Genomic DNA, 23655 nt, shown 5'->3' on the forward strand with positions numbered 1-23655 from the left:
AATCGCTTCGCAACATGAAGCGATTATGCCAAACAATCGCTTCACAAGCAAGGGGGATGTCATGGCGGGGCATCCGTCACTGGTCATCTAGAAGCTGGAACGACGTGTTTTGATAAAAACACCTACACTTTTTCATAAGTGTCGATAACCCTATCAGCGCGATGCTCATTTCAGCATATGCGTGCGCACAATGTGTTGACAGTGTTGCCCGGAAGCCTTATGGTTTGGACATGGAGATTTGACCATGCCACAGACCACTTCCCCGAGTCGCAGCACGAATATCAATATTCGTGTGGCTCCCGAGCAGCGCAACCTGATCGACCAAGCCGCCTCGCTTAGCAGCAAGACCAGGACGGACTTCATCCTGGAAGCGGCGACCAAGGCCGCGCAGGACGCCATCCTCGATCAGGTGTTGTTTCCCGCCTCAGCCGAACAGTTCGAGGCGTTCCAAAAGCTTCTGGACAGCCCGCCCGAAGAGAATGAACGCTTGGGAGCCCTCATGGCCCGTAAGCCAGGGTGGGATAAGTGATCTGTGCGCCGTCCCTTTTGGCAGTGGAGCACGATGTCGCTCTGTTCCTGTCCGGCGAGCCGGTCCTGGATGACTGGCTCAAGCGCAGAGCGCTGACCAACCAGGCCAGTGGTGCATCGCGGACCTACGTCATCACCGACGAAAGCAGGGTGATCGGCTATTACGCCTTGGCCGCCGGGGCGGTGACCGCAACCGAGGCCCCGGGCAAGGTGCGTCGCAACATGCCAGACCCCATCCCTGTAATGGTGCTGGGGAGATTGGCAGTGGATCAGGGGTGGCAAGGTCAGGGGCTTGGCCTCGATCTCTTGCGGGATGCCATACTTCGAACGCTTCAGGCGGCGGAGATTGCCGGTATCCGAGCCCTGCTCGTCCACGCGCTGCATGAACAAGCCGCAAGATTCTACGAACATGCAGGGTTCCGTCCCTCTCCTCTCCGGCCTCTTGCGTACTTCCTGACACTTGCCGACGCGCAAAAAGCCTTGGCTTTCAGAGAGTAACGAGCGGTTTTCGCCATTTGTCCCCGTAGATGCCTGGACGCATTGGACAGATTGGACGCATCTTCCGGTTGAAGCCCTACGCGCATGCGCGCGCACGCGCGCGCACGCGCGCGTGGCCGATTAACGGTTTCATCTGTCCAATCCGTCCAACCGTCCATCGTGTTCGACCTTGACGGCGATGCCCCGGAATATCCGCTGGGTCGAGCCGAACACCGTCCTCCTGTCGGCGATGAACTCACGCTTGGCCAGATTCGCACTGAATGCCTTGGTACTGCCGGCGTGCTCTCCGTTGCGATCCGCGTAGTTCTTCCACGACTCGAACAGGCGGGCCGTGGTCTCCCATGATGCCTTTCCGACCTCGCAGCATTCCTCGATCCACTGCCCGAAGAGGTCCTGCTCGTCGAAGTAGGCGGCCGTGGCCTCCTTCACGCTTTCCGGCCGCAGGAGCCCGTTTTCCCGCCAGTCCAGGCAGCCTTCGATCATCCAGCGCAGGATGGCCGGGTACTCGGCCCGCAGTTTGTCTTCCAGGCGCTTGTCCGGGCTCGCGGGCTTGTGGACAAAGGGGATGATGTTGAAGCGTCTGCGGGCGGCCTCGTCCACGTTGCGCAGCACGGGCTTGTGGTTGCCGACGATCAGGAGCTTGAACTGGGGCGTGTAGGTGAAGAAGTCCTGGCGCATGAAACGGGCGCTGATCTTATCGCCGCCGGTGAGCTGCTTGATGCGGCTCTCGGCCCAGGGGCGGCCTTCTTCGGTCTCGGAGACGCTGACCAGCCTGGCTCCGCGCAGCATGGCCAGGTCGGTGGGGTGGCGGTCGCCCTGGCTGGCCGTGAAGGTGTCCATGGCCGCCGTGGCGGCGTAGTCGCCCAGGATGTTGGTCAGGGTGTTGAGGAACACGGATTTGCCGTTGCCGCCGGGACCGTAGATGAAGAACAGAGCGTGTTCGGAGATGTCGCCGGTCAGGGCGTAGCCGGCCACCTGCTGCATGAAACGCTGCAACATGGCGTCGCCCTGGGTCGCCTCGTCCAGAAACCGCCGCCAGAGCGGGGCGTCGGAAGAACGCGCCGGAGCCACGGCGGCAAGCTTGGTGAGGTAGTCTTCGCGGCGAGCCGGGCGCAAGGTCCCTGTGCGCAGGTCCACAACGCCGTCCGGAGTGCCTAGTAGATGGAGATCGGCGTCCCATATCTCGCTGGTCACGGCGAAGGCTCGGTCGGTCTGGGCGAACCGCTCCACCGCACCGGCCGTGGCGGCCTTGGACAGCGTGGCCGCGACCTTCTTGCTGTCCATGCCGGCGGCGGCCTTCCGGCAGAGCTTTCTCGCCCAGGCAAAGGCCAGTCTGGTCTTTTCCACCCGCCAGTGGCTGCCGGTCCAGACGAACCACGCTCCGGTCTCGTGGCAGTAGCGCAGATCGTCCTTGTGCTCCCTGGCGAAGAGGAGCGCGATGGCGTCTTCGGTGGCAGGATAGGGGGTGGCGGGGCAGGCGTCGTTCGAGTCATCCGGATGTGCCGGATCGAGCGCCTCTACTGCTTCGACCAGACCGAGCAATTCATCACGGCCGTGGCCTGCCTTTTTCCAGTCCACGATGTCGCCCTTGGGCGGCAGGCCGGGCAGTTCCACGATCTTGACCGAGGTGGCCACAAACAACAGTGCCTTGGCCACACTGCGGGCGTGATTGCGCCCTGGCGTGTCGTTGTCCGGCAGGATGACCACCTGCTTGCCCTGGAAGTACGGATTGTACTCCTCGCGCCACTTGCCCGCGCCCATGGGGTTGCAGGCGGCGGCCAGCCCCCAGCCGGCGAGCTCCAGGACCTTCTGCTCGCCCTCGACGATGAAGACGGTCTCGGCCCGCAGCATTTCAGGAAGGCGAAACGGCGCCAACCGCACGCCCTTGACGGAGTTGATGCGTTTACCGGTCGCGTCCAGATGCCACTGGCGGATGGCCTTGCGGCAGCCTGGTGTCTCGTAGCGGTCCACGGCGAAAAGGAGCCGGCCTGCCTCATCCTCGTAGCGAAAGGTGGCGACGAGGTTTTCTGGCCGGACAGGCGTCTCCCGCAGATCCGTGCGTTTGGGCTTTGGCGTGACAGGTGCAAGCCCGAGTTCTTCGGCGATCATCCTGGCTGCTTTGGCTTGGCCCAGTTCTTCCTGGGCCGCGACCAAGGAGATAACATCACCTCCGCTCTCGCCTGTTGCAAAGTCCGACCAGACGCCGGTCTCGGTGTTGCAGCTGAACGACTTCCCTGGGTTGCCGTGGATGTCGCCGGCTACCAGTTCCCTGCCTTGGCGTTTGGCCTGCGGCAACCGGCCTTGCAGAAAGCCCGGGTTGGCCAGGGCCACCTCGTTGATGCGCTTGAAGTCAAGGTCGGTTCCATGTCCGCCGCTCATCAGGCCGCCTCGGAGATTCTATTCCCGGCTGCGAGGCGAACGACGCTGAACGCATCTTCACCAAATTCCCTGGCCAGGAATCCGGTGAAGACCTGGGCGATGGTCCGCCCCACAGCCTTGTCGTCCTCGATGGCGCAGACCCGTCCCTTTAGCTGGAAGCAGGCATCGAGACAAATCCCCGCCCTGCCATGGATGCTTTCCGCGGCAAGCACGGCCAGAAGCAATGTGTCTTCGGTGCCGGCCATGTCCACGTGCTCGAAGAAACGGAATTTGAGCATGACATTCCCTTGGGCTGGAGTTCATAAGGTGAGGGCCGGACACCGGAGTGGCATCCGGCCCTGTGGGATACCTACCGGCATGACGCCGGAAACGTCGGCGCTAGAGGTAGTCTTCCAGCCCCGCGTCAATGAATGCGACGCGGATCTTGCCGATGACGCCGTACAGGGTCGAACGCGGGATGCCGGTCTCGCACGAGACGTCGGTGATGGAGTCGCGCATCAGCCTTTTGCACAGGTCACGCAGCTTGGGAGACAACTGGTCCACGACCGAACGCACGTCGATGCCCAGGTCCCGGAGTTCATCGGATGAACGGCTTTGTCGTCCCGTGCGCACCAGGTAGTCGTCTTGGTCGAAGGTTTCCGCCCGTTCGCGTCGTACGCCGTCTTCATCCTCAAAGGATTCATCCAGGGAGAACGCTTGGAGCCGGTAATCGCGCAGGCCCGCTTTGCGCTCTTCGATGAGGGTGGCCGCGCGGTGCTCCACGACCCTTGCGACGAAGGTGTTGTTTTGAGCCCGGGCGGGATCGTATTTGGGCTGACGGCGCAGCAGGTCGAGGAGCAGTTCCTGCTCGAGGTCCTCGCGGTCCGCATCGGAGAAGCCGGGGTGGGCGGTCAATTGCTTGGCCTTGAAGGTGATCAAACGGACGGTGTATTCGTCTATGCCGTGGTAACGGTTCTGGGACATTGTGCTCTCCTCGTGGCCGAGGAGGAGCGCTGTGGATGTCGGCCGGACCGGTCCGCATGAAATAGCGGAGGTGTTGCGAGATCGCCGGATCGGCGACACCCACAACGACCTCCGCTTCGCGGCCAGTCGATTGTCTGGTGTGTTGTTGGACCGCCTCAGCTAGGCGGCGTCTTCCACATTCATTTTGAAGGGCAGGCCGTGCTTGACCTCGAGCAGACGCACCACACCGTCGCGGATGCGGTCAAAATGGGAAAAAAGCTCGATGATCTGGGCCTTGAGCTGGAAGTCCGTGAGATCGGCTTCGGAGCGCGGAGCATTGTCCCCGCCGAACTTGATCTCGCGGACGGTGGTGGCCGTTTCGAGCACCGGCTCGCCGTCCTGGAGCCGGAGATTCTCGATACGACCGAAATTGATGGCCTGGAGGCGAAGTAGAAGCTGTCGCCGGGCCGGGGAGAGGGAGGATGCGTTCATGTCGCGTCTCCTTTCGGAGTTGCGCCTGAAGACGGGGCCCGGCGATGCCTTCAGGCGTTCAGGGGATCAATGGCCGAGCCTTATCCCCTTCCCGCGACATGTCACGAAAGTCGGACAAAAATTTGTGCGTGCAGACAAATAGTATTTAATTACACCATGTTATACTAAAATATATTTTCATCTGGCTCTATCCATGCCAGTGACATGTCACAGTGAACAGCCTTGACACTCTGTGATTTAAAAGTTACAGTTACTCATGAACACAGTCCGCCGCTACCGCACCGAGGACGGCCACGAAGTCATAACGGAATGGCTGACCGGACTTAGGGACATCAGAGCGAAGGCGCGAATAGCCGCCAGGATAGATCGCCTAGCCATAGGTAACGTTGGGGACTGCAAGGCTATTCGGGACGGGGTGTCGGAACTGCGCGTGGATTATGGCCCTGGTTACCGGGTGTATTTTGGAAGGGTGGGCAAGACGATAGTACTGCTTCTCTGCGGAGGCGATAAGCGGACCCAGGACAACGACATAGAAAGGGCGGTGGCTTATTTGCAGGACTTCAAAAGGAGGACGCGACATGAAGAGCAACATTGACCGCGCAAGCGTCAGCCATGACGAGGCGCTGGTGCGCGAACTCCGCGCCGACCCCGCCTTTGCTGCGGAATATCTCCAGGCCGCCATGGAAGACACCGGCGAACCGGCGGTGCTTCTCATCGCCCTCAGACATGTCTCCGAGGCCTTCGGCATGGCCGAGGTGGCCCGCGAAGCCGGAATCAAGAGAGAGAGTCTGTACCGGGCCTTGTCTCCGAAGGGTAACCCGACGCTGAAGACTTTGACGGCCGTGTTGAAGGCTGTTGGTCTGCGGCTCGCCGTGGCTCCGGATGCATCAGAACATCGCGCCGCGTGCGCGTGATTAATATCCTTCCAGAAAGTGCTTGATCAGTTATCGCAGTGGTTTTCCAGGAGGACACTACCGCCAACTGTTGCTGTTACCAGCGTTCCTTGCTAGATTCCGTCCAATCTTCGGGCCTAATGACAAAGACTGTCCTCCAGCCCCGGCCGTCCCGGACAATGGGCTCACCGTCGATTTTGAAATAGGCTTTCAGAGCCCGCCCAAGCCGTGAAACCTGCTGCTTTTCCCGTTCTTTGTAAGCTTGGTATTGCGGCTCATAGTATCCGTTGCCCTTTGCGAACTTCTCCAGCATCTCCCACTGGACACTGCGGTTGGCGTTGTCGCTCCTGGCCATGCCCATGTCCGTATAACTCACCCGGAGTCTGGCATCTCTGATGGTGACAGATGCCGTGTCACCGGTGAGGAACCGAATGGTCAACTCGTTCCACCTGGCCCCATGCGGCGTAGGGAATGTCGTGGGAGGCGCTTTGGTGGTGGTCCTGGGAACACGGATGTCGAGGAAGGAGCGCCAGCCTGCTGATGCCGAGAATCCTTTGTCTGCAAGGTCGACCACCTCTTCAAGGGACATGAGGTACGATGTGGCCGTCTCGATGGAGCTCCGTAGCCTCGCTGTCCAATAACGACCGGTCGGGGTTAAGAGAATGAAACCACGCTTGCCGGTGCTTGTCAGATGGAGTGCGGCGCTTTCGAGTTGCTCCGGATCGCCCCGGCAGCAGAGGTAAACACCATGCCGTGTACCAGGATTAGGGACGAGTTCGCCGATGAAGTAGTGGCCGAGAGCCTGGGATTCAAAGCCGGGCGAAAGACCTAGCGTCGTCGCGATGTCTTTGCACAGAGATTGTACATCGAGGCGTTGGATAACGATGTCGGCTTCGGAAAGCTTTTCTGTGGGGCAATGATCGCAAACCCCGACGATGTCCCCAGGCCAGTGGTGCACGACCGTGTGCAGACCGCCGGTTGTGGCGGGGCAGTCAAGGGACTTGGCTAAATCGTTGGTGGGGCGGAGGTAGCGGCCGAGAGCGGCCAGATTCAGGCCGTAACTTCGTCGCCAGTCCATCGCGGCCAAGGCGAGGCCGGAAATATCCTCAAGAACCCGCCATGCTGACATCGTCTTCGATTTCCTCCTCAGATGCCTGGTTCAGGATGAAGCCACGCTTGGCCATCCAGGCGTCGAGCACGGCGCTGTCGTCATGGCGTTTGATGTTGATCTTGTTGGGAGGATAGATGACCAATGCCCGAGTCTTTTTTGTGTCGGGGAAGTTGACTTTGAACTTGGCCAGGACAAGCGGAGCATGCCTTGGCAATTCTCTGCCTTTTTCTTCATAAGCGGCAAAAATGTCGTCAGCGCGCCTGGTCTCGAACTCCTTATGCCTCCCGCCCCAAGCTATGCGTATTTCCCGTAAAACTATTTCGTCGAGACCTGTTATATCGGAACAAACAAGAGATTCCTTACCGTCCCGGCGAAGCGGCTCCAGGGTGTACTTGCCGCGCTCGGAAAAGAAATCGTCGCCCTCGAACAGATGTTTGCCGAATACCCGCAGATAGAGTTCGCGCTCCTTTTTAGTCACGGGGCTGATGCGCAATTCAGCCAATGCCGGTGTATAGACCAGAACATCATGTTTTTCTGGGCGGTAGACAACGCTGCCGGATTTGCCGTCGAGCACGGCCCCTTGGCGTTTGATGGGCTCGCCACGCCGAACGAGAAACCAGAGGCCGTCATCACGTTCGAATGGCATCACCTTAACGGTTTTGCCGCACTTCTTCCTGTCGAACCACTCGGTGAGATCGGCCTCCATGGCCCGCAATATGGCAAGGGTCGGCATCTTGAGAGGGGAGACATGTTTCCCAGCAGGATTGAAGAAACTCTCGAAACTGCGGGGCCTATCCAGCTGATACTCGTTGTGAGCTCTTTCGAATATCTCCGGGGCCTGAAGCCAGGTCTGCACGGCAACATCCGTGGGAGCGGGCTCTTCGCCAAGAGCAAGCTCTACGCCTGCCTCTTCGCAACGTTCCAGAATATCCTGCATCCCCTCGGGTGTCGCCATCTCATTGACTTGATACAGCGCTTCGACGAGGTCCTGGGGCATGTCATCCGTGGAAATGAACAGGCTCGTCAACGCCTCGTAATCGAAGTCGTCCGGTGAGCCTTCCGAGGGCAGGATAAATCCTTTTGCAGCAAAATATGCCGCATGTGGCTCCAGGAATCTGATAAGGGAGTGGAGGTGAACAACTTTCAGATCATCAACATGCGAAAACCGCTTGAAGTTGAGCGTCGCCATCGATCTTCCCCCCAGGTCTGATCTCGATGTGGCCGAGCGATATTACTGATGATTAACGACTGGTTTTGCCTCGAGAACATAAATATACCACTCATCAGTTTTTCAATACACCCAAACAGACCATGAATACAAGGCTATTTGGATTGTATTCTGGTTTTGGGTTGTTTCAACGCGCCACGTCACTGATCGTCGCCCACATCTTCCTCTGCCGGGGCCACAGAGCCACCGCCGCGATGGGCCGCAAGTCTCTCTCCTTGACCCTATCAGCGCCAGCAACCGTGGGCGGCAAAAAGAGTATCTCCTCCTGAATATCGGGAGCCAGAAGGGTGAGGTCCATGATCTGGGTGATCCGGGCGCGGGTCACGTACCCGAGTCGGGCCAGGTCGGCGAAATCGCGCACCTCGCCCCGGTCGACCATGTCCTGGAAGCGCATGGCTAGGGCCAGCAGTCGAGAGACCCGTGGAACCCGCCCCGGTGAGGTTTGTTGATCCTGCTGTTGGCCCGCTCCCTGGCGCGAGCCGTGCGTAGCCCGCCTGGGGGCCAGTGTGAAGCGCACCTCAAGTTTCGATTCATCCATTCGAGATAATCCTCCTCTTCGTTCAAGCGGCCGTTCTCTGGCACAGTTGCTTGAGCCCCTCGCTCCTGAAGGTCACCGTCACCGACTGGTCCCGGCCGTCGAACCCCACTCGTTCGACGAGAAGATGGATGATCTTCGCCTGCTCCTTGGAGGACAGCGAGTTCCACACCTCGTCAAAGTCCGCCAATGCCTGCGTCAGGTCTTTCTCTTTGACGGTCGTCTTGCCCAGCACGATGATCTCTTCCTGGATGGCCGTCATGCGCTGCTCGGTGGTGCGAATCCGCTCCTGCAAATCCGCCAGGCGGTCGGTCGCTATTTCCGAGGCCCCGGCCGGCAACGTACCGCCCAGGAGTTTTCGGACCTGGGCATGGAGCCGCCTAAGTTCCCGCTCCGCTGCTTTCCGTTCCATCTCCAGCTCATGCAGGCGGGCTTCGGCTTGCTCCGTGGCCCTGGTGAGTGTGGTCGACAGGACCGCCGGGTTGGTGCCCAACCCCTTGATGTGCTGCACCACCGCGCTTTCAATGTCGTAGGCGTTGACGGATTTCGTGGGGCATTTCGCCCACCCTCTCTGTTGGGCAGTCTGGCAAACGTAATATCGGTAACTCTTGCCATTTTTTCTCTTGGCGCAGGAGTGCGTCATCCCTGTGCCGCAGGGTGTGCAGAAGATCAGCCCCTTGAGCAGCGCGCCGTACTTGTTGCGGACGAGGGTGCCGCCGTTGAGGCGATTGCGCCGCAGAATTGCCTGGACCCTCTTCCAAGTCTCCATGTCCACGATGGCTTCGTGCTCGCCTTCGTAGGTGGTCCCCTGGAACACCACCTTGCCCGTGTAGATGGGATTGGTTAGCAGTCGGAAGAGCGTGCTCTTGTTGAACGGCTTCCCGCCACGCTCCTTGCCCTTGCGGGTCACCCAACGTTTGTTGTTCCAGCCTCGGCGCTCAAGCTCCTGTGCCGAGGGGAGTAGCGACTCCAGTTCCAGGTAGAGCTGGAAGATCGCCCTGACTCGTGCGGCTTCGTCCTCGTTGACCTCCAGCCGGCCGCCGCCCTCGGCCACGTCGTAACCCAGGACAGGCATGCCGCCGACCCATTTGCCTTTTCTGCGCGCGGCCCACATCTTGTCTTTGGTCCGCTCGGCGATGATCTCGCGTTCGAACTGGGCGAAGGAGAGCAGGATGTTCAGGGTCAGCCGGCCCATGGAATGAGTGGTGTTGAACTGCTGGGTGACCGAGACGAAGCTCACGCCGTGACGATCGAAGATTTCCATGAGGCGCGAGAAGTCGAGCAGGGAGCGGCTGAGGCGGTCCACCTTGTAGACCACGACGCAATCAATGCCGCCGGCCTCGATATCCGCCATGAGTCGCTTGAGTGCGGGGCGCTCCAGGTTGCCGCCGGAGAAGCCGCCGTCGTCATATCGATCCGGCAGGCATGTCCAGCCCTCGTGGCGCTGACTGGCGATATAGGCCTCGGCCGACTCCCGCTGGGCGTCCAGGGTGTTGAACTCCTGCTCCAGCCCCTCGTCGGTGGACTTGCGGGTATAAATGGCGCAGCGGATTGCACCTGAATCTGTTTTGGCGGAAGTGGTCATTTGCGCCCCTTGTTTTTCTGCGTGGAGGCCTTGTTCAGACCGAAAAAGACGAAGCCGTTCCATTTGCCGCCGGTCACCTCGCAGGCGATGGCTGTGAGGGACGTGTACCGCCGGTCCTCGAACTCGAAGCCCTCGTCCAGCACCCGGACCACGATGTCCCGCCCTTTGTATTCCCGGTGAAGCAGCACGCCGGGCAGGGGCACTCTGGGATCATGGGCTGAAGACAAGCGGCTTTTGACCGATCGCGCTCGGGCCTCGGCCGAGCCGGGCTTCACCGGATCGCGCGGGGCGCGCATTCTGAGGTCGGCGTCCCGGGCCAGCTCCTTGGCCCGCTTGCGAGCCCGCTCTGAAAGGTCACCCTCGGCCAGAGCCTGAATGCGCCAGGCAATGCGCTTTTTCAGGAAGGGCTTGTTATTGGAGCGGGTCTCCTCGCCGAAGACATCGAGGTACTTCTCCTTCAGCTCGCCCACGGTCATTCGCTCGAGGCTTTGGACCTCCTTGTACGTCTCAGGGTTCATGCGTCCTCTCCTTGCCTGGATTCTCCTGCGGGGAAGGCGGGGCGTGCCTCTGTCCGCCAGGAGCATGAACGCTCTGTTCCGGCTGAATAGCAAGTCCATCTGCGGAAGATTCGTTATTTGTTTTAATGAGTTGAGAAGCTTCTTCACGCAGAAGTCGTTGATAGCCTCTGGCAAGCAACGTCGCGATCTCTGAAACGGCGTCCTCGGCGGGAAGGGTACGGGAGGTTGTGTCCGGCATCCAATTCTCCGTGGCCTGCGGCGGGGGGATAGTGGATGCCGACCGAGTGCGCGAACGGCCCTGGGGCGCGTCGGGATCGCTGATCACCCTGGAGCAGGGTGATATGGACGACATCCACAACGTGCTCCGGCTTCCGGCCGCTGGCGCTGTCTGATGGTTCCGACCGGAGTGTTTCCGGCCTTCACCCCATACATACCGGCTGGGCGTGAAAAACGTCGGCCTGGGTGCCAATGGTGGATAAGTTGTTAAACAACTCGCTGGGCTAAACGGAGAATTGGAGAATCAGGGGGGAGAAAGCGGGGATTTCGGAATCGATCATCGAAGGTTGCGATTGCATCTCGGACGCATCGGCCTTGGATGGAGAATCCTGTTGAAGAAGAGGCTTCTGACGCAACATGTCGGAGATGCTTGCAGAAAAGACGAAAGCCCCGGGCAGTGCATGCCCAGGGCTTTCCCTTAAATAAAAACCGTCTCGAAGTACGGTTTTGATATCTGGCTCCCCGGGACGGATTCGAACCATCGACAGGGTGGTTAACAGCCACCTGCTCTGCCAGCTGAGCTACCGGGGAATTTGGTGGCCAGTTTGTACCACAGCCGCCACGGGCCGTCAATACGCTTGCGCGCGGTTTGTGCCGACATTTTTGACGGCGGCGGGACCATATTTGGTCAAGGGCGTTGGCTGGTTGGCCTTGGGCGTGGTATTGATTTGGCCAAGGCGCGCGCATGCCGCGCGGGCCATCGCGGCGGAGGCTGGCCATGGACGACAATATCAAGTGGTTTTATCAGACCAAGGCCAAGATGGTCATGGAGGCCCTTAAGGCCAACCGCATCAATTCCAGCTACTTGGCCGACGCCTCGCAGGTGGCCGGGCATGTGTTGGGCCTGATCGCGGGTCAAGCCAGCGTGGCCGTGGGCGGCTCGATGACCTTGACGGAGACCGGTCTTTTGGAGGCCATCCGGCAAGCCGACGTACGCTTCATCGACCGTTACGAGCCAGGCCTTGGCTCGGATGAGACCATGGCCCGGCTGCGGGCCGGGCTCGACGCCGACGTGTTCGTCTCCGGGGTCAACGCCATCACCGAAGACGGTCAGTTGGTCTTTGTCGACGGCAATTGCAACCGTGTGGCCGGGATTTTATTTGGGCCGCGCAAGGTGATATTGGTGGCCGGCTGCAATAAGATCTGCGCCGACGTCACCAGCGCCATCGAGCGGGTCAACAACTACGCCGCGCCGATCAACGCCAAGCGCCTGGGGCGCAAGACGCCCTGCGTCAAGACGGGCGTTTGCGAGGACTGTCGCAGCCCCGAGCGCATCTGCAACGCCACGGTGATCATCCACAAGCAGGCCGATCCCCAGCGCATGCACGTGGTGCTGGTGGGCGCCGATCTGGGTTATTGATGGCCCTGGATTACAAAAACAGCCGTCTTGGCCGGATGTTGGCCTGGCTAGTGGCGGTGGTGGTTGGTCGAGGCCTGGCGCTGATGTTCCGCACCTGCCGGGTGCGCCAATTGCACCAGGAATATTGGGACACCTATTACACACCGGGCCAGAGCGGCATATTGCTGACCTGGCACCGAGCGGCCATCTTTTTCCTGGCGCATTTCGGCGGCTATCATCCGGCGGTGATGATCAGCCGCAGCAACGATGGCGAGCTGTTGGCGCGGTTTCTGCGGGTGATGGGCGGCGTGCCGGTGCGGGGCAGCTCCAGCGGCGGCGGCATGGCCGGCCTGCGCGCGATGGCCCGTTTTTTGGAGGGCGGCCCCCGGCGTTACGCCGCCACCGTGGCCGACGGGCCGCGCGGCCCGCGTTACGTGGCCAAGGACGGCCTGATCCGTCTGTCCAGCCACACCGGCCTGCCCCTGGCCCCGTTGATGTGGTCGGCCGACCGCGCCTGGCGTTTGAACAACACTTGGGACAAAACCATGATCCCCAAGCCCTTCGCCAAGGTGATCATCGACTTTGGCCCGCCGCGCAGCTATCTGCCCAATCTTTCCAAGGACGACCTGGAAGCGGCTCGGCTGGATTTGCAGGCCGAGATGATAGAATTGAAGGACCGCCTGGACGCCATGACCGGCTATCAAGACCCGGCCTGATGGGCAGAACCTGCCCAGGGCGCGGCCGTGCCGGGCGGATAAAATTGCCGCCGCCATTGGCGTGACGTCGGGTGGCTGGCGATCGTCCGGCCCAATATCTTATATTTACTATATATTATTCTTACCGTGGGCCGCCAGCAAATCATGGCACGCCACTTGCATCATTTATGGGCGAGCCGCTATCCAGGTGTGAGCGCGGCTCAAAGGGGACGCAGGGAGGCGTCCCTCCCCTTGCATAGTCGCCAAGGAAGGTGACGCCCGGTGTCCCCCCGCTTCCATGCCGCGGAGGCGGGGGGAAACCACCCTGCCTTTTATCCTTTCGGAATTTCATGTCCTTGTCGGTTGCCCCGTCCCTGACGCTAGTGTAGCATCTGCGGCGGAGGATTATATTGACCGCCCATAGAACAAAAACCACCGGCCGACGGCCGACCGCCAAGGGCCCGCCCCGTCGCCGGCCCGAAAAGCCCGTGCGCGACCAGGAGCCTTCGATCCACCCCAAGCTTCTGCCTGTTCTGGAGCACATCGGCGTGCCCCAGGCCACGGCCTTCGCGGCCGACCCTTTCCAGGCCGAGGCCGTGGAAAAGCTGGCCGAAGGCGACGTGGTGGTCAGCGCGCCCACGGGCAGCGGCAAGACCTGGATCGCCGAGCAGGCCATCGCCCAAGCCCTGGCCCAGGGCCAGCGGGCCTGGTACGCCAGCCCGCTCAAGGCGCTTTCCAACGCCAAGTATCACGAATTCGGCGCGATTTTCGGGCCCGAGCGCGTGGGCATTCTCACCGGCGACCGCAAGGAAAACTCCCAGGCCCCGCTGATCGTCGGCACCACCGAGATCTTGCGCAACCAGCTCTACGACGCCATGCACCGGGGAGAAAACATCGACTCCAGTCTGGTTGTGCTGGATGAGGCCCACTATCTGGGCGACCCGGACCGTGGCGTGGTCTGGGAGGAAGTCATAATCTATCTGCCGCCCAGGGTGCGCCTGCTGCTACTTTCGGCCACGGTGGAAAACGCCGAACAACTGGCCCGCTGGCTGATGTTCGTGCGCGGCAACCAGTGCCGCACCGTGCGTAGCGACCAGCGTCCGGTGCCGCTGTTTCCGGTGTTCATGTTCCCCGATGGCGAACTGGCCCCGCTCAAGACCAGGCGCGGCCTGTTGGGCAAGATCAGCCATTTTCTGGAACAGGAGGCGCGCCAGCCCAAGGGTGGCCGTCAGATCAACTCCACGCCCCAGTTTGCCAATATTTTGTCGGCGCTGGACCACGCCGCCATGTTGCCGGCCATATTTTTCCTGAAATCACGGGCCGATTGCGACAACGCCCTGGCCCACGCCGCCGGCGCGCGTCTGGCCGTGGATCAGGCCCAAGGCCAGCGCCTGAATCGTTTTGTCGACGATTTTTTGGCCGAGTATCCGTTTTTGGCCGATCACCCCCAGTTGGAGCCCCTGCGCCGCCTGCGGGTGGCCGCCCACCACGCCGGGCACCTGCCCCATTGGAAGCTTTTGGTCGAGCGTCTGATGCAGACGGGCCTGCTGCGGGCCATTTTCAGCACCTCCACCGTGGCCGCTGGCGTCAATTTTCCGGCGCGGACGGTGGTGGTCACCCAGTCGGACCGCTTCAACGGCCGCGAGTTCGTCGATCTGCGGGCCACCGATCTGTTGCAAATGACCGGCCGGGCCGGCCGACGGGGCATGGACAACATCGGCTTCGCGCTGATCGTGCCGGGGCCATATCAAAATGTTCCCCTGCTGGCCGGCCTGCTCAACGCCAACCCCGAGCCCATCGAGAGCCAACTGCACATCAATTTTTCCATGGCCCTCAACCTGCTGCTTTCGCAGCGGCCGGCCGAGATCAAGCAGCTCCTGGGTTGCAGCCTGGCCACCTTCCAGCGCCTGGAGCGGCGCGGGGCCAAAGCCGCCGGCGAAGGCGGCATGGCCGAACTGATGCGCCAACTCGCGCCGCTGTTGGCCGGCTCCAACTGCCATGGCCCCGAAGAGGCCGTGGTGCGGCGCAAGCGGCGGCGTCAGTTGGACGGCCTGCGCCGTCGTCTGGCCCACGAACTGGAGTCGATGGAACAAGAGCAGGGCCTGTGGGCCGCCCTGACCAGGGGTCGGGTGTTCATCGACATGTTCGGCGCGATGGCCGCGGTGCTGCGCCGCGAAGGCCGTGGCGAGGACGCCGGCGTGCTGGCCGTCAGCCTGATCCCCGATCGCCGCTTGCAACGGGGCCGGCCCCGGCTGGACTTCGTGCCCATCGACGAGATCGCCGGCGTTTTCCACGAAGTGATCGACCTGCCCGTGGCCGGCGGCGGCCGGGTCTTGGCCCAGGCCGTGCTGGAGCAGATCCCCGACGCCCCCCGGGCGCTAAGCGGGCCCGAGTTGGAAAACCTGGGCCTGCGCGAGCGCGACGAAACCAAGCTCCGCCTGCAGGAGGTAGAAAGCCAGATCGACAGCCTGGCCTGCGTGGGCTGCGCCATCGAGGGCAAATGCCTGCACGGCGGCCCGGAGATCGAGCCCCTGCTGCAACGGGCCGAGCAGATGCTCTCTCAGGTGCGCGAGGAGAGCCACGCCTTTTGGTATGATTTCGTACGGCATCTGGAATTTTTGCGCAGCGAGGGCTTTGTCGACAGCCAGGGCGGCCTGACCCAGGACGGCCTGTGGGCCAGCAAGCTGCGCCTGGATCAGCCGGTGCTCATCGCCCAGGCCATCCGCTCGGGGGCCCTGCCGCAGAACGACCCCGTGCTGCTGGCGGCGCTTCTGGCCCTTTTTGTCGACGACCGCGAGCGCGAAAGCGACAGTCCCTACCTCAGCCAGCGCCTGCGCGAGGGCCTGGCCACCTTGCTGGCCGACATCGAGCCCCTGCTGGAGCGCCTGCGCCAATGGGGCTTCCACACGCCGGCCCTGCCCATGCCGGCGGCCTCGGCCATGTTCGCCTGGGCCCTGGGCCAGGAGTTCGCCGACGTGGTGGCCCTGTACGGCGGGGCCGAGGGCGACCTGGCCGCGCTGATCTACCGCACGGCCGACAACCTGCGCCAGATCGCCTCGCTGCACGACACCCACCCGGCCCTTAGCGCCAGCGCCCGCGAGGCGGTGGAGCTCCTGCTGCGGCCGCCGGTGGTGCTGCCCACCTGAGGCCCGGTTGACCAGCGGCGCGGGCCGTGCTAATTTTGAGCATAGACACAAAAACGGAAGCGCCCATGCCCCGCCCCCGTAAACCACGCCTCTGCGGCTGCGCCAGCGACTGCCGCGGTTTTCGCCCCACGGGCGTGCCGATGCTCATGGTCGAAAGGATCATGCTCGACCACGCCGAACTGGAGGCCCTGCGCCTGTGCGACTTGGAAGGCCTGACCCAGGAGCAGGCCGGCGAGCGCATGGGCGTCAGCCGGGGCACGGTGCAGCGGACGGTCAAGGCGGCCCGGGCCAAGGTGGCCGAGGCCTTGGTGCTGGGCAAGGCGCTTTTGCTCGAACAACCGCCCGAGGATTGAACCATGCCTCTTTACGATTACCTGTGCCAAGATTGCGGCCAGGCCAGCGAGATGCTGGTTTTTGGCGATGAAAAGGTGGTTTGCCCGGCCTGCGGCGGCGCGAGGATGCAGCGGCGGCTTTCGCCGACCAGCTCGCTGACCGGCAAAACCGCTCAGTTCATGCCCAGGCCAGGCGATACGACCTGTTGCGGTTCGGCCCCCGGCGCCGGCGGCTGCGCCGGCCCCGGCTCTTGCTGCGGCAAGGCCTAGCTGGCCGCCGCGGGGCCATGGCCCCGCCTTGGCGCTGGCTCTAGAGATTGGGCCGTTTGGCGGCCAAGGCGGCGCGGATGGCTCGGCCCAGTTGGTTGCCCAGGACGGGCTTCATCACGAACTGATCCACGCCCAGGTCGCTGAAGTCGGCGTTGGTCAAGGCCTCGCTGAAGCCGGTGCACAGGACCACGGCCACCATGGGCCGGATGGCCGTGGCCTGTTTGGCCAGGCTCAGGCCCGAAAGGTGCGGCATGTTCTGGTCGGTGACGATCACGTCGAAGGAATCTGGATCTTGGGCGAAGGCGGCCAGGGCCTCGGTGGCCGAGGTGAAGGCCGTGACCCGATAGCCCATGCGCTCCAACAGGCCCCGGCCGGTCTCGACCAGGGTCTGTTCGTCATCGACCAACAGCACGCTCTCCGTGCCGGCGTAGAGGCCCGGCTCCATGACGCCCGCGCCGCGCTCGGCCTCGTCGGCCAGGGGCAGCCAGATGCTGAAGGTCGCGCCCTGGCCGGGCTCGCTGTAGACGTTGATCACCCCGCCGTGGGTCTTGACGATGCCGTGGACGGTCGACAAGCCTAGGCCGGTGCCCTGGCCGGGCTTTTTGGTGGTGAAGTAGGGGTCGAAGATCTTTTCGATGTGCTCGGGGGCGATGCCTCGGCCGTTGTCGCCGACGCTCAGGCGTAGATAGCGGCCGGCGGCCAGGTCGGGGTGGCTGGCGGCGCGGTCCCGATCCACGTCCAACTGCTTGAGGGTCACCTGAATCATGCCCGGCCGGTCGCCGATGGCGTGGGCCGCGTTGGTGCACAGGTTCATCACCACCTGCTGCATCTGCACGGGATCGGCCATGACCAGGCACGGTTCGGCGCTGATGTCCTGACGCAGCTCCACCGTGGTCGGCAGGGTCGCCCGCATGAGTTTGAGCGATTCTTTGATCACCGGACCCAGGTTGAGGGCCTTTTTCTCCTGCTCGGCCTGGCGGCTGAAGGTGAGGATCTGCTGGACCAGATCCTTGGCCCGGTCGCCGGCCACCAGCACCTGCTCCAGATTTTGCCGCAGGGGCGAATCATCGGACAGATCCCACAGGCAGAGCTCGGCGTAACCGATGATCGCCCCGAGGATGTTGTTGAAGTCGTGGGTGATGCCGCTGGCCAGGGTGCCGATGGCCTCCATCTTTTGGGCCTGGCGCAGCTTGCGCTCCAGCAGGCGCTCGTGGGTGACGTCGCGGATGAGCACCACGTAGTTGGCCACCAGGCCCGGCCCGGACAATACCGGCGAGGCGGTCAGCTCCATCTCGGCGCCGGGCCCGTCCGGCCGGCGCAGGTCAAAGACCCCGCGCCAGACCTCGCCATCGCGCATGGCCTGGGCCATGGCCACCGGGGCCTGACCGCCAGCGGCCAGTTCGAACCAATTCTGGCCGACCAGACCGCCCTGGGCCAAGCCGGCGATGGCCGCGGCGGCGGAGTTGGCGTATTCGATCAGGCCCTTGGTGTCGGTGATCAGCACGCCCTCGGCCACGTGCTCGACGGCCAGGGTCAGCCGCCGCCGCGACTCCATGTTGCGGCGCTGCTCGGTGACGTCCTCGCCGGAGCTGATGCAGCCGTCAAAGCGACCCTGCTCGTCGCGCAGGGCCACGTTGCGCCACTTGACCAGCCTGAGGCCGCCGCCCTTGGTCAGCACCAGGTTTTCATGCTCTCGGGCCTGGGGGTACGAGGCGTCCATGGCGTGGAAAAGGTTTCTGGTCTGTTCGCGGGCGTCGGCGGGCAAGAAGTTGTCGAACCAGTTGACGCCCAGCGCCTCGGCTTCGGCCCAGCCCAGCGCCTCGCAGCCCTTGCGGTTGATCATGCGCACCGTTTCATCGGGGCCGATGGCCACCATGATCACCCCGGCCACGTCCAGGTAGCGCCAGGTCAGGTCGCGCTGGCGGCGCATCTGGCCCAGGCGGTCGCGGTCGTCGGTGATGTCCTGGGCCAGCCGGGCCAACAGCGGGCCATCGGTGGATTCGAGATCGATCTCGCGCCAGTCCACCCAACGCGTCGAACCGTCTGGCCACAGCAGCCTGAATTGCCGCTGGCCGGCCCGGCCCCGGCCCAGGGCGTCGCGCAGATCCGGGGCGTCGTCGGGGTGGACGCCACGCAAAAAATCCAGCGGATCGGCCATCAGGCCCTGGCGCGGCAACCCGAAAACATCCTCGTAGCGCGGGTTGGCGTAGACCACGCGGCCGGAGGAAACGTTCTGCACCCACAAGGCCTCGCTGATGTTATCGGCCAGCTGCCTGAACAAGCGCTCTTTTTGTTCAACGGCCCGCTCCTTGGCCTCCACGTCGGCCACGTGGCGGCCGAGGGCTTTCTCGCGCCGCGACAAAACGACGTAGAGCAATAGCGCGGTGACGGCGATGAAAAACCAGCCCTTCCACGTCTGGGCCTGGGCGATCAATTGAGGTGTTTGAAACAGATGATCGACGAGGAAGTCGGAGCACAAAATCCACAGGCTGCCCACCAGGGCGTAGGAAAGGCTCACGCCCACGGGCGATAAATGCGGCGTCCGACGGAAAGGCATGCTTACGCCACCCTGTGGAGATGCTAGAATGTCAACGATCAAGCATGGCATTTTCAGTGTAGCACATGCGGGGTCGAATGAAACCAAACTTGCCCGGGCCAGCGACGCGCCTGGCCGCGCGGCCGGGGTCGATCTGGCCGTTTTTCGGGCCTTATTTTTTGGAGCGCCAAGATGACCGACATCAAAAAACAATACCGCACGGTCATGGACGACCGTTTTCCGCCCGAGGTCAGCCTGACCGTGGGCGATGTCGTGCTGAAATACAAAAAACGCGTCTGGCGACTGGACGATGACGGCGTTTTAGTCGAAAAGGGCCTGCGCTACGGCGAAAACCCCGGCCAGGAGGCCGCCCTTTACGAGTTGGTCGACGGTGCCCTGGCCCTGGGTGAGATCGAATTGATCGGCCCCGGCCGCGGCCTGGTCAGCGCCCTGGACGAAGGCCAGATGGTCCAGGCCGGCAAGCACCCCGGCAAGACCAACCTCACCGACGTCGATGGCGCGCTGCACATCCTGCGCTACCTGACCGAGCGCCCGGCCGTGGCCATCATGAAGCACAACAACCCCTCGGGCGTGGCCCTGGCCGACGATATCGCCACGGCCTATCACCGGGCCTTCATGGCCGACCTCATCGCCGCCTTCGGCGGGGCGGCGGTGCTCAACCGGCCGGTGGACAAGACCGCCGCCGAGATGATGGCCGAGCTATACCTGGAAGTGGTGGCCGCCCCCGACTACGAGGAAGGGGCGTTGGACATTCTGGCCCGGCGCAAGAATCTGCGCATCCTGCGCATGCCGGGCATCGCCAGGCTGGATCAGTGGCGCGACAGCCGTTTTCTGGACATCAAATGCCTGATCGACGGCGGCATGATCCTGCAAACATCGAGCTTCAACCCCATCATATCGGCCGCCGACCTGCTGCCGGCCCAGTGCCTCCACGACGGCAAGCTCCATGAGCCCAAGCGCCAGCCCAGCGCCGCCGAACTGGCCGACGTGGTCTTTGGTTGGGCCGTGGAACAAGGCGTCAGCAGCAACAGCGTCATCTACGTCAAGGACGGCTGCACGGTGGGCATTGGGGCCGGCCAACAGGACCGCGTGGGCGTGGCCCGCATCGCCGTGGACAAGGCCTACGCCAAATACGCCAACCGCCTGTGCTGGCAAAGCCATGGCCTCAAGCTCGACGAACTGGCCCTGCTGGTGGCCAGGGGCGAAAAACCGGCCGAGTTGCTGGCGGAAATAGAGGCGCGCACCAAGGCCGACCGCGCCGGCCTGCCCGGTTCGGCGATGATCTCCGACGCCTTTTTCCCCTTCCGCGACGGCGTGGACGTGGGCCTGGCCCAGGGCGTGAGCTGCGTGGCCCATCCCGGCGGGGCCATGCGCGACTGGGAGTCCATCGAGGCCTGCAACCAGGCCGACCCGCCGGCAGCCATGGTCTTCACCGGCCAGCGGGCCTTCAAGCACTGAAGCGCCGCCCTTGACGCCCCGCGCCGACCGGGGCGTCAAGGCGGCGGTCAAGCCTATTCGGCCAATTCCTTGATCCAAGAGGCGTCCTGGAACCAACGGCGCTGGAGCAACTCGCTCTGGCCGCTGCCCTGGAAGGTCACCAGGAAGTTGGCCAAGAGGTTCTGGAATTGGGGATCGCCGTCCTTGATGGCCATGCCCAGGGGCTCGAAGGTGAAGGGCTTGCCGATCACGGCCAGGTTTTGCGCCTTGTGTTTGAAGGCGGCCATGGCGCAGAAGGTGTAATCGGCCATGACCATGTTCACCTCCTTGGCCAACAGCAGCTTGAGGCACTCCCCCTCGTTTTCGGCGATCACCAACTGGGCCTTGGGCAACATCTGCCGCGCCGCCTCCTGGGAAGTGGTGCCCTTGGCCGCGGCCACTTTGTATTTGGCGTCGTTCAAATCCTGGCGGCCGTTGATGGCGGCCATCAAGGCGTTGTCGCCCAGAACGGTCTGGCCGCCCACCAGGTAGGGCCCCACGAAGACGGCCCGCAGGTTGCGCTTGGGCAGGACGGTCATGCCGCTGATGACCACGTCCACCTTGTCTTGGTTGAGGGCCTCCAACAGTTCGGGAAAGGGCAGCGTCACGAAACGCAGCTTGACGCCCATGGCCCCGGCCAGAATGTTGGCCATGTCGATGTCGAAGCCCATGAGCATGCCGTTTTTGGCCTTGGCCGTCAACGGCGGAAAACTGGGACTGGTGCCCACGGTCAGGGTTCCGTTGGCCACGATGCGCTCGATGACCGGGCCGGCCTGGGCCGCCGGGCAGGCCGTCAAGGTCAACAACGCCAGGGCCGTCGCCAGCACCGCGATTTTTCGATTCATTTTCGCCTCGCTTCGGTTTGATGTTTGCCGATGGGGCAGATTATGCGGCATGGCCGCGCCGGGCCACAAGCCCTTTCGGCGGTCACGGCGACCGCTTCGATCGCGCCGGCCATGGTTGACGAAACGGCCCCTGGCCGCTATGCTGCCCATGCATTCTATATTTAGTGGAGGGCCCCGGCCTTGGCAGACCGCGAGCACACCAGAAACTTCAGCATCATCGCTCATATCGATCACGGCAAGTCGACCTTGGCCGACAGGTTGATTCAGGCCTGCGGCGCGGTGACCGATCGCGAGTTCCAAAACCAGCTCCTGGATAATCTTTATCTGGAGCGCGAGCGCGGCATCACCATCAAAAGCCAGGCCATCACCCTGCCCTATCTGGCCAAAAACGGCCAGGAATACGAACTAAACCTCATCGACACCCCCGGCCACGTGGACTTCACCTACGAGGTCTCGCGGGCCCTGGCCTCGTGCGAAGGCGTGCTCTTGATCGTCGACGCCTCCCAGGGCGTGGAGGCCCAGACCCTGGCCAACATGTACCTGGCCATGGAGCACGACCTGACCATCGTGCCAGTGATCAACAAAATCGACCTGATCAGCGCCGATGTGGACGCCACGCGCCTGCAGATCACCGAGGACTTGGGGCTCGACGGCGACGAGGCCCTGGCCGTTTCGGCCAAGGAAGGCACCAACATCGACCAGGTGCTGGAGGCCATCGTCAACAAGCTGCCGCCGCCCAAGGGCCAGGCCGAAGCGCCCTTGCAGGCGCTGATCTTCGACGCCCAGTACGATCCCTACCGTGGCACGGTGATCTTTGTCCGGGTGATGGAAGGCCAGCTCAAGCAAGGCGACTTCATCCGCTTCATGCACAACGGCTCCAGCTACCGCGTCGAGGAGGTGGGCCTGTTCAAGCTGCGCCGCGAGCCGGCCAAGGCCCTGCGCGCCGGCCAGGTGGGCTATGTCATCGCCGGGGTCAAGACCGTCTCCGACGTCGACGTGGGCGACACCATCACCAACAACGACCATCCAGCCCCGGCGCCCCTGCCCGGCTTCCGCGAGGCCAAGCCGGTGGTGTTTTCCTCGATCTACCCCGTGGCCACCGACGACTACCCCGAGCTGGCCGAGGCCATCGAAAAGCTCAAGCTCAACGACGCCAGCCTGACCTATCAGAAAGACTACAGCCAGGCCCTGGGCACGGGCTTTCGCTGCGGCTTTTTGGGGCTTTTGCACCTGGAGGTGGTGCAGGAACGCCTGGAGCGCGAGTTCGGCCTGAGCCTGATCCTCACCGCGCCCAGCGTGCGCTATCAGGTCTACCTCAACGACGGCCAGCACCTGGAGATCGAAAATCCGGCCCTCTTTCCCGACCCCTCGACCATCGATTATTGCGAGGAGCCCTACGTCAAGGCCTCCATCCTCATGCCCGACCGCTACATCGGCACGGTCATGCAGCTATGCCTGGACCGCCGAGGCGAGGGCAACGTCATGCACTATCCCTCGCCGGGGCGCGTGGAGCTGATCAGCGAGCTGCCCCTGGCCGAAGTGATCTACGATTTTTACGACAAGCTCAAAACCGTGACCCAAGGCTACGGCTCGTTCGACTACGAGTTCATCGGCGATCGGCGCACCGAGTTGGCCAAGCTCGACATCCTGGTCAACGGCGAGCGGGTCGACGCTCTGTCCATGCTGGTCTTTCGCGGCGGCGCCCGGCCGCGGGCCCTGCACGCGGTCAACAAGCTGGCCGAGACCATCCCGCGCCAGCAGTTCAAAATCGCCATCCAGGGGGCCATCGGCGGCACGATCATCGCGCGCAGCACCATCAACGCCTTCCGCAAGGACGTCACGGCCAAATGCTATGGTGGCGACGTCAGCCGCAAACGCAAGCTGCTGGAGAAACAAAAGGCCGGCAAAAAACGCATGAAGTTGGTGGGCAACGTGCCCATTCCGCAAAAGGCGTTTTTGGCCGTGCTCCAGAGCGACACCGACAAATAAGCAATCTTCACGCGCCAAAAG

23 protein-coding genes and 1 tRNA gene are annotated in these 23655 nt (G+C 62.8%); 12 read left to right on the forward strand and 12 right to left on the reverse strand.

The window, feature by feature from the left end; genetic code table 11:
* Positions 1-244 precede the first annotated feature (244 nt).
* Complete coding sequence (locus DEBA_RS12930; RefSeq protein WP_013259391.1) at positions 245-529, forward strand: type II toxin-antitoxin system TacA family antitoxin; 285 nt, start codon at positions 245-247, stop codon at positions 527-529.
* Complete coding sequence (locus tag DEBA_RS12935; RefSeq protein ID WP_013259392.1) at positions 526-1026, forward strand: GNAT family N-acetyltransferase; 501 nt, start codon at positions 526-528, stop codon at positions 1024-1026. Before DEBA_RS12930 ends, DEBA_RS12935 begins: the two co-directional genes overlap by 4 nt.
* 129 nt (positions 1027-1155) lie before the next feature.
* Here DEBA_RS12935 and DEBA_RS17905 read toward each other — a convergent pair whose 3' ends face one another.
* The 4 genes from DEBA_RS17905 to DEBA_RS12955 form a co-directional block, all read right to left on the reverse strand.
* A complete protein-coding gene (locus DEBA_RS17905) occupies positions 1156-3405 on the reverse strand; it encodes a phage/plasmid primase, P4 family (protein ID WP_013259393.1) in 2250 nt (749 codons plus the stop codon).
* On the reverse strand, positions 3405-3683 hold the full coding sequence (locus tag DEBA_RS12945; protein WP_013259394.1) for a hypothetical protein: 279 nt from the start codon (positions 3681-3683) through the stop codon (positions 3405-3407). The genes DEBA_RS17905 and DEBA_RS12945 overlap by 1 nt, the downstream gene beginning before the upstream one ends.
* 100 nt (positions 3684-3783) lie before the next feature.
* Positions 3784-4368, reverse strand: coding sequence for a sigma factor (locus DEBA_RS12950; RefSeq protein ID WP_013259395.1), 585 nt, complete (start codon positions 4366-4368; stop codon positions 3784-3786).
* Positions 4369-4527: 159 nt separating this feature from the next.
* Entirely contained in the window at positions 4528-4839 is a 312-nt protein-coding gene (locus DEBA_RS12955) for a hypothetical protein (RefSeq protein WP_013259396.1), read from the reverse strand.
* 256 nt (positions 4840-5095) lie between these two features.
* On the opposite strand from DEBA_RS12955, the gene DEBA_RS19085 reads away from it, so the two are divergent.
* Both DEBA_RS19085 and DEBA_RS12965 read left to right on the forward strand, forming a co-directional pair.
* Positions 5096-5434 (forward strand): type II toxin-antitoxin system RelE/ParE family toxin, encoded by a 339-nt coding sequence (locus DEBA_RS19085; protein WP_013259397.1) that lies wholly within the window; start codon positions 5096-5098, stop codon positions 5432-5434.
* On the forward strand, positions 5418-5753 hold the full coding sequence (locus DEBA_RS12965; RefSeq protein WP_013259398.1) for an addiction module antidote protein: 336 nt from the start codon (positions 5418-5420) through the stop codon (positions 5751-5753). Before DEBA_RS19085 ends, DEBA_RS12965 begins: the two co-directional genes overlap by 17 nt.
* 76 nt (positions 5754-5829) lie before the next feature.
* Here the strand turns inward: DEBA_RS12965 and DEBA_RS12970 are convergent, their stop codons facing one another.
* The 5 genes from DEBA_RS12970 to DEBA_RS12990 form a co-directional block, all read right to left on the reverse strand.
* Positions 5830-6861, reverse strand: coding sequence for a hypothetical protein (locus DEBA_RS12970; protein ID WP_013259399.1), 1032 nt, complete (start codon positions 6859-6861; stop codon positions 5830-5832).
* Positions 6839-8032 carry a hypothetical protein gene (locus tag DEBA_RS12975; protein WP_013259400.1) on the reverse strand — a complete coding sequence of 398 codons (1194 nt, stop codon included), beginning with the start codon at positions 8030-8032 and terminating at the stop codon, positions 6839-6841. The genes DEBA_RS12970 and DEBA_RS12975 overlap by 23 nt, the downstream gene beginning before the upstream one ends.
* Positions 8033-8198: 166 nt before the next feature.
* Entirely contained in the window at positions 8199-8609 is a 411-nt protein-coding gene (locus DEBA_RS12980; protein WP_013259401.1) for a hypothetical protein, read from the reverse strand.
* A 22-nt stretch (positions 8610-8631) separates the two neighbouring features.
* On the reverse strand, positions 8632-10191 hold the full coding sequence (locus DEBA_RS12985; RefSeq protein ID WP_013259402.1) for a recombinase family protein: 1560 nt from the start codon (positions 10189-10191) through the stop codon (positions 8632-8634).
* Complete coding sequence (locus tag DEBA_RS12990) at positions 10188-10709, reverse strand: DUF2924 domain-containing protein (protein WP_013259403.1); 522 nt, start codon at positions 10707-10709, stop codon at positions 10188-10190. The genes DEBA_RS12985 and DEBA_RS12990 overlap by 4 nt, the downstream gene beginning before the upstream one ends.
* Positions 10710-10978: 269 nt before the next feature.
* On the opposite strand from DEBA_RS12990, the gene DEBA_RS18970 reads away from it, so the two are divergent.
* On the forward strand, positions 10979-11101 hold the full coding sequence (locus tag DEBA_RS18970; protein WP_280985130.1) for a hypothetical protein: 123 nt from the start codon (positions 10979-10981) through the stop codon (positions 11099-11101).
* A gap of 339 nt (positions 11102-11440) precedes the next feature.
* On the opposite strand, the gene DEBA_RS12995 is transcribed toward DEBA_RS18970, so the two are convergent.
* Positions 11441-11516: transfer RNA gene (locus tag DEBA_RS12995), tRNA-Asn, on the reverse strand.
* A 187-nt stretch (positions 11517-11703) separates the two neighbouring features.
* Between DEBA_RS12995 and DEBA_RS13000 the strand changes: the two genes are divergently transcribed.
* The 5 genes from DEBA_RS13000 (at position 11704) to DEBA_RS13020 (ending at position 16767) form a co-directional block, all read left to right on the forward strand.
* Positions 11704-12345, forward strand: a complete 642-nt coding sequence (locus tag DEBA_RS13000; protein WP_013259404.1) for a lactate utilization protein — start codon at positions 11704-11706, stop codon at positions 12343-12345.
* The gene (locus DEBA_RS13005; protein ID WP_013259405.1) at positions 12345-13040 is read left to right on the forward strand and encodes a lysophospholipid acyltransferase family protein; all 696 of its coding nucleotides are present in this window, start codon (positions 12345-12347) and stop codon (positions 13038-13040) included. The genes DEBA_RS13000 and DEBA_RS13005 overlap by 1 nt, the downstream gene beginning before the upstream one ends.
* 389 nt (positions 13041-13429) lie before the next feature.
* Positions 13430-16165 (forward strand): DEAD/DEAH box helicase, encoded by a 2736-nt coding sequence (locus DEBA_RS17250; RefSeq protein ID WP_013259406.1) that lies wholly within the window; start codon positions 13430-13432, stop codon positions 16163-16165.
* Between the two features lie 65 nt (positions 16166-16230).
* Entirely contained in the window at positions 16231-16518 is a 288-nt protein-coding gene (locus DEBA_RS13015) for a DUF134 domain-containing protein (RefSeq protein WP_013259407.1), read from the forward strand.
* A gap of 3 nt (positions 16519-16521) precedes the next feature.
* Positions 16522-16767 (forward strand): FmdB family zinc ribbon protein, encoded by a 246-nt coding sequence (locus DEBA_RS13020; RefSeq protein WP_013259408.1) that lies wholly within the window; start codon positions 16522-16524, stop codon positions 16765-16767.
* Between the two features lie 40 nt (positions 16768-16807).
* Here DEBA_RS13020 and DEBA_RS17255 read toward each other — a convergent pair whose 3' ends face one another.
* Positions 16808-19324, reverse strand: coding sequence for a hybrid sensor histidine kinase/response regulator (locus DEBA_RS17255; RefSeq protein WP_013259409.1), 2517 nt, complete (start codon positions 19322-19324; stop codon positions 16808-16810).
* Positions 19325-19495: 171 nt separating this feature from the next.
* On the opposite strand from DEBA_RS17255, the gene DEBA_RS13030 reads away from it, so the two are divergent.
* Complete coding sequence (locus DEBA_RS13030) at positions 19496-20782, forward strand: phosphoribosylaminoimidazolecarboxamide formyltransferase (RefSeq protein WP_013259410.1); 1287 nt, start codon at positions 19496-19498, stop codon at positions 20780-20782.
* Between the two features lie 53 nt (positions 20783-20835).
* On the opposite strand, the gene DEBA_RS13035 is transcribed toward DEBA_RS13030, so the two are convergent.
* A complete protein-coding gene (locus DEBA_RS13035) occupies positions 20836-21645 on the reverse strand; it encodes a transporter substrate-binding domain-containing protein (protein ID WP_013259411.1) in 810 nt (269 codons plus the stop codon).
* A 180-nt stretch (positions 21646-21825) separates the two neighbouring features.
* On the opposite strand from DEBA_RS13035, the gene lepA reads away from it, so the two are divergent.
* Complete coding sequence (lepA, locus tag DEBA_RS13040) at positions 21826-23634, forward strand: translation elongation factor 4 (RefSeq protein ID WP_013259412.1); 1809 nt, start codon at positions 21826-21828, stop codon at positions 23632-23634.
* Positions 23635-23655 lie beyond the last annotated feature (21 nt).

This window comes from Desulfarculus baarsii DSM 2075, assembly GCF_000143965.1.
Taxonomy (GTDB): Bacteria; Desulfobacterota; Desulfarculia; order Desulfarculales; family Desulfarculaceae; genus Desulfarculus; species Desulfarculus baarsii.